This window comes from Hydrogenophaga sp., assembly GCF_018780385.1.
GTDB lineage: Bacteria > Pseudomonadota > Gammaproteobacteria > Burkholderiales > Burkholderiaceae_C > Hydrogenophaga.
This window is the reverse complement of the sequence record NZ_JADMJO010000161.1, coordinates 1-14,072: the sequence shown is the minus strand read 5'-3', so window position 1 is coordinate 14,072 and position 14,072 is coordinate 1. Positions and strand designations below refer to the sequence as shown.

At 65.2% G+C, this 14,072-nt stretch carries 13 protein-coding genes and 1 pseudogene; 13 read left to right on the top strand and 1 reads right to left on the bottom strand.

Annotation, left to right across the window (positions count from 1 at the left end; genetic code table 11):
- Nucleotides 1-12: 12 nt before the first annotated feature.
- From IV113_RS26065 to IV113_RS26005, 13 genes are all read left to right on the top strand, one after another.
- The gene (locus IV113_RS26065) at nucleotides 13-792 is read left to right on the top strand and encodes an enoyl-CoA hydratase/isomerase family protein (protein ID WP_291091340.1); all 780 of its coding nucleotides are present in this window, start codon (nucleotides 13-15) and stop codon (nucleotides 790-792) included.
- A complete protein-coding gene (locus IV113_RS26060; protein WP_291091338.1) occupies nucleotides 789-2,408 on the top strand; it encodes a methylmalonyl-CoA mutase family protein in 1,620 nt (539 codons plus the stop codon). Before IV113_RS26065 ends, IV113_RS26060 begins: the two co-directional genes overlap by 4 nt.
- Nucleotides 2,405-2,821, top strand: coding sequence for a cobalamin B12-binding domain-containing protein (locus IV113_RS26055; protein WP_291091336.1), 417 nt, complete (start codon nucleotides 2,405-2,407; stop codon nucleotides 2,819-2,821). Before IV113_RS26060 ends, IV113_RS26055 begins: the two co-directional genes overlap by 4 nt.
- Complete coding sequence (locus IV113_RS26050) at nucleotides 2,818-3,945, top strand: CoA transferase (RefSeq protein ID WP_291091334.1); 1,128 nt, start codon at nucleotides 2,818-2,820, stop codon at nucleotides 3,943-3,945. Before IV113_RS26055 ends, IV113_RS26050 begins: the two co-directional genes overlap by 4 nt.
- On the top strand, nucleotides 3,942-4,850 hold the full coding sequence (locus tag IV113_RS26045) for a GTP-binding protein (RefSeq protein ID WP_291091332.1): 909 nt from the start codon (nucleotides 3,942-3,944) through the stop codon (nucleotides 4,848-4,850). Before IV113_RS26050 ends, IV113_RS26045 begins: the two co-directional genes overlap by 4 nt.
- A gap of 206 nt (nucleotides 4,851-5,056) precedes the next feature.
- A complete protein-coding gene (locus tag IV113_RS26040; protein WP_291091380.1) occupies nucleotides 5,057-6,268 on the top strand; it encodes an ABC transporter substrate-binding protein in 1,212 nt (403 codons plus the stop codon).
- Between the two features lie 84 nt (nucleotides 6,269-6,352).
- Nucleotides 6,353-7,444, top strand: coding sequence for a 2-oxoglutarate and iron-dependent oxygenase domain-containing protein (locus IV113_RS26035; protein ID WP_291091330.1), 1,092 nt, complete (start codon nucleotides 6,353-6,355; stop codon nucleotides 7,442-7,444).
- A gap of 88 nt (nucleotides 7,445-7,532) precedes the next feature.
- The gene (locus IV113_RS26030; protein ID WP_291091328.1) at nucleotides 7,533-8,966 is read left to right on the top strand and encodes an aldehyde dehydrogenase family protein; all 1,434 of its coding nucleotides are present in this window, start codon (nucleotides 7,533-7,535) and stop codon (nucleotides 8,964-8,966) included.
- A gap of 11 nt (nucleotides 8,967-8,977) precedes the next feature.
- Complete coding sequence (locus IV113_RS26025) at nucleotides 8,978-9,730, top strand: glucose 1-dehydrogenase (RefSeq protein ID WP_291091326.1); 753 nt, start codon at nucleotides 8,978-8,980, stop codon at nucleotides 9,728-9,730.
- 53 nt (nucleotides 9,731-9,783) lie between these two features.
- Nucleotides 9,784-10,557, top strand: coding sequence for an ABC transporter ATP-binding protein (locus IV113_RS26020; RefSeq protein WP_291091324.1), 774 nt, complete (start codon nucleotides 9,784-9,786; stop codon nucleotides 10,555-10,557).
- Nucleotides 10,554-11,264 (top strand): ABC transporter ATP-binding protein, encoded by a 711-nt coding sequence (locus tag IV113_RS26015; protein ID WP_291091322.1) that lies wholly within the window; start codon nucleotides 10,554-10,556, stop codon nucleotides 11,262-11,264. Before IV113_RS26020 ends, IV113_RS26015 begins: the two co-directional genes overlap by 4 nt.
- Nucleotides 11,265-11,285: 21 nt before the next feature.
- On the top strand, nucleotides 11,286-12,164 hold the full coding sequence (locus IV113_RS26010; RefSeq protein ID WP_291091378.1) for a branched-chain amino acid ABC transporter permease: 879 nt from the start codon (nucleotides 11,286-11,288) through the stop codon (nucleotides 12,162-12,164).
- A gap of 22 nt (nucleotides 12,165-12,186) precedes the next feature.
- Nucleotides 12,187-13,182, top strand: a complete 996-nt coding sequence (locus tag IV113_RS26005; protein ID WP_291091319.1) for a branched-chain amino acid ABC transporter permease — start codon at nucleotides 12,187-12,189, stop codon at nucleotides 13,180-13,182.
- A 90-nt stretch (nucleotides 13,183-13,272) separates the two neighbouring features.
- Here IV113_RS26005 and IV113_RS26000 read toward each other — a convergent pair.
- A pseudogene (locus tag IV113_RS26000) lies at nucleotides 13,273-14,072 on the bottom strand (AMP-binding protein); the annotation flags it as partial.

Genomic DNA, 14,072 nt, shown 5'->3' with positions numbered 1-14,072 from the left:
AGACCAGACAACGTGCAACCAAGCAAGGACATCACCGTGGAGGAGCGTGCCGGCGGCGCCATATGGATCACGATCGACCGGCCCCTCAAACACAACGCGCTGGCCCGGGGCGTGCTCGCCGATCTGGGACATGCCGTCGCCGCGGCGGGTGCCCGGCCGGACACGCGCTTGATCGTTCTGACCGGGGCCGGTGAGCGATTCTTTGCCGCTGGCGGCGATCTGGTCGAGCTGTCTTCGGTGCGCGACGCGTCCGCGACGATCGACATGGCCGAACAATCGCGTGCCGCGCTCGACGCGGTGCGTACCTGCCCGGTTCCGGTGCTGGCGTACCTGAACGGCGATGCGATCGGTGGTGGCGCCGAACTGGCCTTGGCGTGCGACATGCGCATACAGGCCAGCCACGCGCGCATCGGCTTCATCCAGGCGCGCCTGGCCATTTCGTCGGCATGGGGCGGTGGTCCGGACCTGTGCCAGCTGGTGGGCGGCGCGCGGGCCATGCGCATGATGGGCCGCGGCGAGCTGATCGACGCACCGCAAGCGCTGCAGTGGGGCCTGGCCGATGCGCTGGCCACCGATGGGCCGGCGGGCAAGGACGTACAGGCATTCCTGGAGCCCTTGCGCACTTGCGCACCGCAGGTGCTGCGTGGCATCAAGGCGCAGACCGTGGCCTGGCGCCAGGGTGCTTCCTACGAAACCCGCCGCACGGTCGAACGGCAGCAGGTGCTCAACACCTGGCTGCACGACGACCACTGGCGCGCTTCGGACAAATTTCTGGCCAGGAGCGCGAAATGAGCGGCATGAACCCGGGCGTGCCCGACATGGAACCCCAACTGCGCCCCGTCAGCCCGAGCGGCATCGACGTGCCGGTCAGCGTCGGCCCCGAGGCCGTCCAGCCCGAGCGCATCGGTGAGGCGGGCGTCTATCCCTTCACCCGCGGCATCTTCCCGGACGGCTTCCAGGGACGCCTCTGGACCATCCGCCAGTACTCGGGCTTCGGCACCGCCGAGGAATCCAACGAACGCTACAAGTTCCTGCTGGAAAAGGGGCAAACGGGCCTGTCGGTGGCGCTGGATCTGCCGACACAGTGCGGCCTGGATCCGGTGCACCCGATGGCGCGGCCGGAGATCGGCAAGGTCGGCGTGTCGCTGTCCAACCTGAGCGAGGCCGAGATCCTGTTCAAGGGCTTGGACCTGTCGAAGATCTCGACCTCGTTCACCATCAACGGCACGGCCGCCATCATTTATGCGATGTACCTCGCCGTCGCTGACAAGCAGAACGTGCCGCGCGAGAAGCTGACCGGCACGATCCAGAACGACATCCTGAAAGAGTACGTCGCGCGCGGCACCTGGATCTTCCCGGTGCGACCGTCGATGCGCCTGATCGCGGACTCGATCCTCTACTCCAACGACGTGTCGCCGCGCTTCAACCCGATCAGCATCGCGGGCGCCCACGTGCGTGACGCCGGTGCGACAGCGGCCGAAGAGATGGCCTACACCCTGGCCAACGGCCTGGCCTATGTGGACGAGCTGCGCGCGCGCGGCGGCGACGTGGAGAAGTTCGCCAAGCGCCTATCGTTCTTCTTCTACGTCCACATGGACTTCTTCGACGAGATCGCCAAGTTCCGCGCCGGCCGCAGGCTGTGGGCGCGGTTGATGAAGGAGCGCTACGGCGTGCAGGATCCCAAGGCGCAGCACTTCCGCTTCGGCGTGGTGTGCGGCGGCTCGTCGCTGGTGGCGCCGCAGCCCTACAACAACGTGGTGCGCGTGGCGGTGGAGACGATGGCGGCTGTGCTGGGTGGCGCGCAGTCCATCTTCACGTGCGCGTTCGACGAGGCGTTCCAGATTCCCACCGAGTTCTCGGCCGAGCTGGCTGTGCGCACACAACAGATCATCGCCTTCGAGAGCGGCATCGGGCGCACGGTCGACCCCCTGGGCGGCAGCTACTTTCTGGAGCAGCACACCGACCGCATGGAGCAGCAGATCACCCAGGTGATGGGCGAGATCGATGCGTATGGGGGCGTGGTCCGTGCCATCGAAGACGGGTGGATCCAGCTGCGGCTCGCCGAGCGCGGGCTGGAGCGCAAGCTTGACACCGATTCGGGACGCAACGTGATCGTTGGCCAGAACCATTTCAAGAAGGTGGACGAAGAGATCAAGGTCGGCGACGTGTTCACGCTCGATCCGACCGTGGCCCAACGCGCACTCGACAAGTACCAGCGCGTGCTCGACACACGCGATCCGTCGGCGGTCGATCGGTCGCTCGCCCGGCTGTCCGCTGCGGCTGCCAAGGACCGCGAAAACATCATGCCCTACCTCGTCGAGTGCTGCCATGCCTACGCCACCGTCGGCGAAATGGTGGCGCGCCTGAAGGAGCAATGGGGCGAATTCAAGGAACCGGTGAACCTATGAGCGTCCAGAAAACCTCCGCTGCGTTGGCAGCCAAGCGGATACTGATCGGCAAGCCCGGTCTCGACGGCCACGACATCGGCGCGAAGATCATTGCACTGACGCTGCGCAACGCCGGCGCGGAAGTGATCTACACCGGTCTGCGCCGCAGCCCGCTGCAGATCGCCCAGGTCGCGGTAGACGAAGGTGTCGATGCGGTCGGCCTGAGCATCCTGTCGGGCAGCCACAAGGAACTCGTTGCCGATGTCATCGGGCAACTGCGCGAGCTCAAGGCGCACGGCATCAAGGTCTTTGTCGGCGGCACCATCCCGGCCGAAGACCAGGCCTATCTGCGCGAGTTGGGCGTGTCGGCGGTCTTCACCGCCGACATGTCCCTGGAAGCCGTCGTCGATTCGTTGGCGAAGAGTCTGGCATGAGCGCGCCACTCGCGGGCATCCGGATCATCGAGGTGGGCCACATGCTCGCGGGTCCGTACTGCGGCCTGATGCTGGCCGACATGGGCGCCGAGGTCATCAAGATCGAAACGCCCGAAGGCGACATCGGCCGCACCGTCAGCCCGCACTTCGTGGGTCCGCACAACGCCTACTTCGCAAGCCTGAACCGCAACAAGAAGAGCGTCGTGCTCGACCTGGCCAGCGACGAGGGGCTGGCGGCGCTGGGCCGCATCGTCGAGACCTCGCACGCGCTGGTGACGAACCTGCGGCCCTCGGCGATTCGCAAGCTCGGCCTCACCTACGACACGCTGCGCAACTGGAACGAGCGCCTGGTCTGCGTGGCCTTGACGGGCTACGGTCTTGATGGGCCGTATGCGGACAACCCGGCCTACGACTACGTCATTCAGGCCATGACCGGCGTGATGGCCTTGACGGGCGACCCGCAGGCGCCGCCCACCAAGGCCGGTTACTCCGCTGTCGACAACTCGGCGGGCCTGGTGGCGGCCGTGGGCTTGCTGGCCAAGATCGTGCAGGGCACGGGTGGCCAGGTCGACGTCGCGATGTACGACGTGATGCTCTCGCAGCTCAACTACCTCGCAGGCGCCGCGCTCAATGCAGGCGAGACCATCGAACGCCTAGCGGATTCCTCTCACCCCTACGTGGTACCCGCGCAGATATTCCCGACCACCGATGGCTGGCTCACGCTGTTCATCACCCACGACAAATTCTGGAAGACGTTCTGCGACGAGATCGGCCACCCCGAGTGGGCGGTGGACCGCAAGTTCGCCACCATGGCCGGGCGCCGGACGCACCGGGTCGAGGTCATTGCCGCCATTTCGACGGTGCTGCACCAGGCCTCGGCGGCCGAGTGGGTGCGCCGCCTGGGCCCGCTGGGCATCGTGGTGGCCGAAGTCGGCACGCTGAACGCGGCACTGCGCAGCGACATCGCCGCCGCGCGCGCGCTGATCGTGCCCCTTGGCGACGGCAGCTTGCCCCTGCAGGCGGTGGCGTGCCCGATCCGCTTCCAGGGTTTCACTCCGGTCTACGGCTTGCCGCCTCTGCTCGACGAGCACGGCGACGCGGTGCTGGGAAGGGTCGCGACGTGAGCACGCCGCCGCCGCTGGACCGATGGGCGCTGAGCCGCGCGCTGACGCGCATGGCCAACGCGAGCACGGCGGAGCTGGCGCGGTCCGCGCCGTGCGTTGGGCCGGCGCGCGCGGCCCACCGGATCGGCGTCACCGGGGCACCGGGGGCAGGCAAGAGCACGTTGGTCGGACACCTGGCGCTCGAACGCCTGGCGAACGGTCGGCTGGGCGTGTTGGCGGTCGATCCGAGCAGCCCGAAGAGTGGCGGTGCGATCTTGGGCGACCGTGTTCGCATGGACGACCTGGCCGGGTCGACGGAGCTCTACATCCGCTCGCTGGGTTCGCGCCGTACCTCCGATGGTCTGGCCGACAACCTGCCCGAGATGCTGGACATCATGGACACGTTCGGCTTTGACGAAGTGGTGCTCGAAACGGTGGGCGTCGGCCAGGCAGAGTACGCGGTGCGCGCGCAGGTGGACACGCTGGTGCTGGTGCTGCTGCCCGAGAGCGGTGACACGGTGCAGGCCATGAAGGCCGGGATCATGGAGATGGCCGACATCTTCGTGGTCAACAAGTCGGACCTCCCAGGCGCGCAACGCATGGCCACCGACATCCAGCGCATCGCCGCGGTGACCCAGCGCGCCGCAGGCGCGTGGCGCGCGCCGATCCTGCTGACCTCGTCCTCGCAACCGGACTCGATCCGCGCGCTCTCCGAAACGATCGATCTGCACCGGACTTGGCGCAACGCCGACCCGCAGAGGCGGCAGCACCTGCGCGCGCAACGCGCCCGCTACCGCCTCAGGCGCCTGCTGGAGATGCACGTCGCTGAAGCGATCACGGCTCAGTCCGACGAATTTTTCGACATCCCGCGAGAGCAGCAGCTGGCGACGGTGATGGGCGCTATGCGCATGGCATTCGATCCCTGACCCTCCAAGGAACGGCCATGTCCACATGTCTTCTTTCGTCGGCACAGGGCGCCCCGCACCAGGGAAGCCATGCGCGGGCGTTCGATACCCGTGCCTCGGGTCCGGGACCGCCGCGCCAGCCGGTTGGTCGATGGAAAAGGATCGTTGGAATCAAACACCAGGAGACAAATATGAGCAATTCTTCCCACAGCACCTTCTTCAAGAAAATGCCGCGCCGGCACCTCTGCACCGCGGTGGCGGGCGCGGTGATGGCCATCGCGGCCAGCGCGCCCGCAGGGGCGCAGGTCAACGACGATGTTGTGAAGATCGGCGTTCTCGCGGACATGTCCGGCATCTACTCCGACATGGGCGGCAGCGGCATCGTCGAGGCCGTGAAGTTCGCTATCGCCGACATGGGCGGCACGATCAACGGCAAGAAGATCGAGATCGTCACGGCCAACCATTCCGCCAAACCCGACATCGCGGCGACCACGGCGCGCGAATGGTTCGACACGCAAGGCGTGGATATGATCATCAGCGGCCCCAGCTCGGGCACCAGCCTGGCGATTGTCAAGGTGGCCGCGGAGAAGAAAAAGGTCGTCATGGTGACGGGCGGCGTCGCGGCTCAGTTGACCAACGAAGAGTGCTCGCCGTACACGGTCCACTACCTGTACGACACGGTAGCCCTGGCGCGAGGAACCGGCACGGCGATGACCAAGCAGGGCGGCAAGAACTGGTACTTCCTGACAGTGGACTATGCCTTCGGCGACTCGCTGGAAAAGGAGACCACGCAGGTCGTCAACGCCAACGGCGGCAAGGTACTCGGCAGCGTGCGCCACCCGCTGTCGGCCTCCGATTTTTCGTCATTCCTGTTGCAGGCCAAGTCGTCAGGTGCGGATGTGCTCGGGTTGGCCAACGGCGGCGGTGACACGATCAATTCGATCAAGGCCGCCAGCGAGTTCGGCATCTCCAAGTCCATGAAGATCGCGGGCCTCATGCTGTTCATCACCGACGTGCATTCGCTGGGCCTCAAGCTCACCAGCGGCATTAACCTGACCGAAGCGTGGTACTGGGATTCAGACGACAAGTCGCGCAAATGGGCCGACCGCTTCCAGGACAAGATGAAGAAGAAGCCCACCAGCATGCAGGCGGCCAGCTACTCCGCGGCGTTTCACTACCTGAGCGCGGTCAAGCAACTCGGGTCGGACCAGGCCGACAACGTGATGGCGCAGATGCGCAAGGCCAAGATAAACGACATGTACACCCAGAACGGCACCATCCGCGAAGACGGGCGCATGGTCCACGACCTGCGGCTGATGGAGATCAAGAGCGCCGCAGACTCCAAGGGCCCCTGGGACTACTACAAGCAGATCCAGATGATTCCGGGCGACCAGGCCTTCGCGTCCAAGGCGGAGTCCAAATGCAAGCTCTGGAAATGACAAAGAGGCAATGACAGTGGGGCCCTTCGGGCCTCCGAAGGGCCTCTGATTTTTTGGCAACCACCAACCCAGGAGAGATGAATCATGATGACATCAGCGAGCGTGAAGAGCGCCAACAAGGTGACGGCCTCGGCAGGTGTTCGGGCGTCGATTGCGGACGGCAAGGATTTGCCGCTGCTCGACGTGGGCCCCTATCTGGCGGGCGTACCCGGCGCCCTTGAGCAACTGGCCGCGGACGTGAAGTGGATCCAGGAAAACCTGGGCTTCTTCGCGATCATCAACCACGGCATTCCGCAGTCCCTGATCGACGAGGCGTTTCGCCAGACCGAGAAGCTGTTCGAGATTCCAATGGAGGAAAAGCTCAAGCACCGGGTCGGCTTCCACCACCAGGGCTACCTCCCACCCAAGTCCTCCATCCTGAAGTCAACCGCGATCATGGAGAAGATCGCGGTCAACACCAAGAAGGACACCAACGCCGCTTGGCTGTTCATGCGCAACCGCAATGTCGACGACCCGAAAGTGTTGGCCAAGGTCCGCCATCGCGGTTTGAACCAGTGGCCCGACAGCCTGCCCGAATTCAAGAAGGCGCTGTACGCGTACCAGACGGAGATGGAGCAACTCTCGCTCAAGCTGCTGCCGATCTACGCGCGCGCGCTGGGTCTTCCAGCGGACTACTTCGAGAGCATGTTCAAGGCACCGGAGTACTACCAGCGCTGCGCGTACTACCACCCCGAAGAGAAGATGGAAGAAGGCCAGTACGCGCTGGCCCCGCATTCCGACGGCAGCTTCCTGACGCTGTTGCCGATGACGCCGGTGCCGGGGCTGCAGGTGATGACGCCGTCGAAGGAATGGCTCAAGGTCAGCTATGTCAAGGGCGCGCTGATCGTGAACACCGGGCAGGTCTTGAACCGCCTGTCCAACGACCGTTTCATCGCCACGCCCCACCGTGTCGTCAACCCGCCGATGAAGCGCTACGCACTGACCTTCTTCTTCTACCCGGACGACGACGCCAACGTGGGACCGATCCCGGCGTGCATCGGCCCAGGCGAGAAGGCGAAGTACGACTCGCGCTCCTTCTACGACTTCTTCGTGCCCTACCTAGACGACCTCTACCACTACAACGACGCCAACTTCATGAAAGAAGTCGAGCCTGAAGGGGTGACCTCGAAGGCTTGAGGGACCGTCATCGGTGAAGGCATGTCGCCCGCACGGGCCGGACCCGCGGCGGACGCCATGCCATGGGGCCAACTTGAAGGAGCAATGCGTGAGCAAACTGTTGATCGACGGTGAGTGGGTCGATGCACTCGAGGGAGACACCATCGACGTCATCGATCCCTGCAGCGGGCAGGTGTTTGAAAAAATTGCGAGGGGCCGGGCCGCGGATGTCGACCTCGCGGTGGCTGCGGCGCGCCGCGCGCTGGACGGACCCTGGGGGCGAATGACCGCCACGGAGCGCGGCCGCATCATGCAGCGCCTGGGGCAACTCATCCTGGAACACGGCGAGGAACTGGCCCAGCTGGAAGCCCGCGATACCGGCAAGCCCATGTCCGTGGCCCGTGCGGACGCCAAGGCGGTGGCGCGTTACTTCGAGTTCTATGGCGGCGCGGCCGACAAGGTCCACGGCCAGACCATCCCCTACCTGAACGGCTACAACGTGAGCGTCGTGCGCATTCCCCACGGCGTCACGGCCCACATCATTCCGTGGAACTACCCCGCGCAGATGATGGGACGCACGCTCGCTCCCGCGCTGGCCATGGGCAACGCGGCGGTGGTCAAACCTTCCGAGGACGCCTGCCTGAGCGCCTTGAAGCTCGCCGAGCTGGCCATGCTGGCAGGGCTGCCACCGGGCGCACTGAACATCGTGACCGGCTATGGCACCGAGGCCGGCGCGGCGCTGACGGCGCACCCGGGCATCAACTTCGCGACGTTCACGGGCTCACCCGAGGTCGGCGTGCAGGTGCAGCAATCCACGGCGCGCCACCATGTGCCCTGCGTGCTCGAACTCGGGGGCAAATCGCCCCAGATCGTTTTCGACGATGCGGACCTGGCCAAAGCCGCCCCCATCATCGTGCGGGCCCTGGTTCAGAACGCCGGCCAGACCTGCTCCGCCGGCAGCCGCCTGCTCGTGCAGGAAGGCATCTACGACCGCTTCGTCGCGACGATCGCCGCCAGCTTCGAGGCGCTGAAGGTCGGGGCGCCGGAGATGGACCTCGACTGCGGTCCGTTGATCAACGCCCGGCACCACCAGCGCGTGAACGCCTTCATCGCCGACGCCGTCGCCATGGGTGTGCCCAAACTGGCCGAAGGCAGCCTGGCGCCCGGGATTTCCGGCGAAGGCTTCTTCGTCAAACCCGTGCTGTTCGGCCCGGTGCCGCGCAATCACCGCCTGGCATGCCAGGAAGTGTTCGGCCCGGTGCTGTCGGTCATGCCGTTCAAGGACGAGGACGACGCGGTGCAACTGGCCAATGCCACGGAGTACGGCCTCGTCGCAGGCGTCTGGACGGAGAACGGCAGCCGCCAGGCGCGCATGGCGCAGCGCATCGCAAGCGGACAGGTTTTTATCAATTGCTACGGCGCGGGCGGGGGTGTCGAGCTGCCGTTCGGCGGCGTCAAGAAAAGCGGTTATGGCCGCGAGAAAGGGCTGCTCGCTCTGGAAGAGATGAGCACCACCAAGACCATTGTTCAGCACTACGAATAAGGAAGACAACCATGTCCAGATTGAGCAACAAGATCGCGATCGTCACCGGCGCAGGCAGCGGATTCGGCGCAGCGATCGCGCGGGCCTACATCAAGGAGAACGCGAAGGTGATTCTTGCGGACGTCAACCTCGAAGCGGCGCGCGGGATCGCCGCTGAACTGGGCGACAACGCGAGCGCCGTGGCGTGCGACGTGACCCAGTTCGACCAGGTGCAGGTCATGGTCCGCCATTGCGTGGAACGCTTCGGTGTGCCCAGCATCGTGGTCAACAACGCGGGCACCACGCACCGCAACCAGTCGATGCTGGAGGTCGACGAAGAGACCTTCGATCGCGTGTTCGCGGTCAATGTGAAATCGATTTACCACATGACACGCGCGGTGGTCCCGTTGATGAAAGAGAAGAAGGACGGGGTGATCATCAACGTGGGCTCCGTTGGCGGCATCCGCCCGCGCCCCGGCCTCACCTGGTACAACAGCTCGAAGGGAGCCGTGAAAGTGATGACAAAATCCATGGCCATCGAGCTGGCGCCCGATGGCATCCGCGTCAACCTCATTTCTCCGGTCATGGCGCCCACGGGCCTGCTGAAGGACTTCATGGGTGTGGCTGACACCGCCGAGAACCGGGCGCGCTTTGTTTCGACGATTCCCCTGGGCAGGATGTGCGACCCGGTCGACGTGGCGAACACAGCGACGTTCCTGGCCAGCGAGGATGCGCGCTTCCTGACCGGCATCGAGATGCCGGTGGACGGCGGACGTTCCATCTGACGGCGGCCCGGCATGCACGTCGCTTCTCCCTGGCATCCGGGTGATCGCGCAACATGAGCGACATCATTCTTGAGACACGCCAGCTCACCAAGGAATTCAAGGGCTTCACAGCCGTCAGCCAGGTGAATCTGTTGGTCGTGCGTGGGACCATCCACGCACTGATCGGCCCCAACGGCGCCGGCAAGACCACCTGCTTCAACCTGCTGACGAAGTTCCTCGAGCCGACCTCGGGCACGATCCTTTTCAACGGACTGGACATCACGCGTGAGCAACCGGCGCAGATCGCGCGCCGCGGCATCATCCGCTCGTTCCAGATCTCGGCTGTTTTCCCGCATCTGACGCTGCTGGAAAACGTGCGCCTGGGCCTGCAGCGCGCGCTGGGCACCACCTTCCATTTCTGGAAGAGCGAGACATCGCTCAAGCCGCTCGATGCGCGTGCCCATGCGCTGCTGGCCGAAGTCGGCCTGGAGGACTTGGCCGACGAGCTCACCGTGAACCTGCCCTACGGTCGCAAGCGCGCCCTGGAGATCGCAACCACGCTGGCGATGGAGCCCGAGTTGATGCTGCTCGACGAGCCCACGCAGGGCATGGGTCATGAGGATGTGCACCGGGTCGCCGAACTCATCAAGCGCGTGTCGGCGGGCCGCACCATCCTGATGGTAGAACACAACATGGGGGTGGTCTCGAACATCGCGGACACGATCACCGTGCTGCAACGCGGCGCAGTGCTGGCCGAGGGGTCGTACGCCGAGGTTTCGAACAATCCCGCCGTGATGGAGGCCTACATGGGCACCACCGACGGCCAACTCCAGGGAGCGCACAGATGAGCGCACCGGCACTGGAGATCAAGAACCTGCAAGCCTGGTACGGCGAATCGCATGTGCTGCATGGCGTCGATATGGTGGTGCAACCAGGCGAGGTGGTCACCCTGCTGGGTCGCAACGGCGCTGGCCGCACCTCCACGCTGCGCGCTATCCTGGGGTTGACCGGTTCGCGCAAAGGCTCCATCAAAAGCAACGGGCACGAACTCATTCACCTGCCCACGCATCGCATCGCGCGCCACGGTATCGGCTACTGCCCTGAGGAGCGTGGCATCTTCGCCAGCCTGTCGTGCGAGGAAAACCTGATGCTTCCGCCCACGCTCAAGGACTCGGACAAAGGCATGTCGGTGGCCGACATCTACGAGATGTTTCCCAACCTGGCCGAGCGCCGCCACAGCCAGGGCACGCGCCTCTCGGGCGGCGAGCAGCAGATGCTGGCCGTGGCCCGCATCCTGCGCACGGGGGCCAACCTGCTGCTGCTCGATGAAATCTCCGAAGGCCTCGCGCCCGTGATCGTGCAGGCCCTGGCCCGCATGATCAAGATGCTCAAAAGCAAGGGCTACACCGTGGTCATGGTGGAGCAGAACTTCCACTTCGCGGCGCCGCTGGCCGACCGCTTCTACGTCATGGAACACGGCCGCATGGTCGAGACCTTCGGCGCCGCCGAGCTGGACGCCAAGATGCCGGTGCTCAACGAATTGCTGGGGGTATAGAACACCGTGGGTATCTTCAATCTGCCGAATTTGCCGTTCCCGGCCCTGTTGAGCCAGCTCCTCCTGGGGCTGGTCAACGGGTCGTTCTACGCGATCCTTAGCCTCGGCCTCGCCGTGATCTTCGGACTGCTCAACGTTATCAACTTCGCACACGGCGCGCTGTTCATGATGGGCGCGGTGCTGACCTGGATGGGGCTGAATTACTTCAATATCAGCTACTGGGCGATGCTGGTGCTGGCGCCGGTCATCGCGGGCCTGTTCGGCATGCTCACCGAGCGTCTACTACTGCGCTGGATCTACAAGCTCGACCACCTCTACGGTCTCTTGTTGACGCTCGGGATCACGCTGCTGATCGAGGGCGTGTTCCGCTCGGTCTATGGCGTCTCGGGCCTGCCCTACGACACACCCGACGCGCTGCAGGGTGCAGCCGACCTGGGCTTCATGATCCTGCCCAACTACCGCGCCTGGGTGGTGGTGGCCTCGCTGAGCATCTGCTTCACGACTTGGTTCGTGATTGAGAAGACCCGGCTCGGCGCTTACCTGCGCGCCGGCACAGAGAACCCGCGGCTGGTGGAGGCCTTCGGCGTCAACGTACCGCTGATGATCACGCTCACCTATGGATTCGGCGTCGCACTCGCGGCCTTTGCGGGTGTGCTGGCCGCGCCGGTGATCCAGGTGTCCCCATTGATGGGGCAAAACCTGATCATCGTCGTGTTCGCGATCGTCGTGATCGGTGGCATGGGTTCGATCATGGGCGCGATCCTGACCGGGCTCGGGCTCGGTGTCATCGAAGGCCTGACCAAGGTGGTCTATCCCGAAGCCTCGTCGACGGTCGTCTTCGTGGTCATGGTGATCGTGCTGCTCATCCGACCGACCGGCCTGTTCGGCAAAGAGAAATGACACGGAACCGATGCACAGAGCCATGAGAAAAATCACACCCGTTGTCTACGTGCTATTGCTGATAGCGCTTGTCGTGGCGCCCTTCGTCGGCGCTTACCCGGTGTTCGTGATGAAGCTGATGTGCTTCGCGCTGTTCGCCTCGGCCTTCAACCTGCTGCTTGGTTACACCGGCCTGCTGTCCTTCGGCCACGCGGCCTTTCTCGGCGGCTCGGCCTACGTAGCAGGCCATGCGATGAAGGTCTGGGGCCTGACGCCCGAACTCGGCCTGGCCGCGGGCACGCTGGCCGGCGCCCTGCTCGGTTGGGTCTTCGGTCTGCTGGCCATCCGCCGCCAGGGGATCTACTTCGCGATGATCACGCTGGCGCTGGCGCAGATGGTGTTCTTCATAGCGCTCCAGGCCAAGTTCACCGGCGGCGAGGATGGTCTGCAAGGCGTGCCGCGCGGCCAGCTGTTCGGCCTGATCGACCTGCGCAACGACATCACGATGTACTACGTGTTGCTGGTGATCGTGGTCGCTTCCTTCCTGCTGATCGCGCGCACCGTGCGTTCGCCTTTTGGCCAGGTGCTCAAGGGCATCAAGGAGAACGAGCCGCGCGCTCTCTCGCTGGGCTACGACGTGAGCCGCTACAAGCTGCTGGCCTTTGTGATTTCGGCCGCGCTGTCGGGCCTCGCGGGCTCGCTCAAGACGCTGGTGCTGGGCTTTGCCACGCTGTCGGACGTGCACTGGAGCGCTTCGGGCCAGGTGATCCTGATGACGCTGGTCGGCGGCCTGGGCACGCTGTCGGGGCCGCTGCTCGGCGCCACCGTGGTGGTGGTGCTCGAGAACAAGATCGGCGAGTTCGGCCGCCTGCTGGCGCGCCTCACGGGCATCGACTGGTTCAACACCCTGGGCGACTCGGTCACCATGGTCACGGGCCTGATCTTCGTGGTCTGCGTGCTGACCTTCCGGCGCGGGATCATGGGAGAGGTGATCAGCTTCGTACAGAGGTTGCGCGGCCTTCGAACGCGGAACGGCTGACCCCGGGCGATCCGGTGGCGCAGCGAGCGCTCAGGGGCTGATGGTACGTATGGTACGGTCGAATGTGGATCGCGTACTCGATCTTGGTCTTCAGGCACAGCTGCGGCAGTCTTCGATGGTCTTGCCGTCGTTGGGCAGGCTGCCCGGTTTCACCGCCTCGACCTGGCCGCGCAATTTGGTCACATCGCGCACCGCGGTCTCGATGCGCTCGCGCAGGTCACCGTCCACCTCGCTGGCCTCGACCTGCAGGCACATCTGGTCGTTGGCCATTTCGCCGCTGACCACCAGCCAGGCCTTCTGCACCTGCGGGAAGCGCCTGGCGATGTCGGCCACCTGGGAGGGGTGCACGAACATGCCGCGCACCTTGGTGGTCTGGTCGGCGCGGCCCATCCAGCCCTTGATGCGCGGGGCCGTGCGGCCGGTCGGGCAGGCGCCGGGCAGGATGGCGGAGAGGTCGCCGGTGCCGAAGCGGATCAGCGGGTAGGCCGGGTTGAGCGTGGTGACCACCAGTTCGCCCACCTCGCCGTCGATGACCAGGCCCTCGCGCGCATGGATTTCGTAGGCGACCAGGCCCAGGTCGGCGGTGGCGTAGCTCTGGTAGACCGCCACGCCGCGCTCGGCGAATCAGTCGCGCAGGCTGGGGGGCAGGGCCTCGCTGCCCACCGCGGCCTTGTGCAGGCTGCCGATGTCGACGCCGTTGGCCTGTGCCTTTTCGACAAGGATGCGCAGGAAGCTGGGCGTGCCGGTGTAGGCCTCGGGCTTGAGGCCGGCAATCGCCTGCAGTTGCTGCTCGGTCTGGCCGGTGCCGGCCGGGAACACCGTGCAGCCGACCGCGTGCGCGCCGTACTTGAGGATGAAGGTGCCCGAGGTCATGTGGTAGCTGAAGGCGT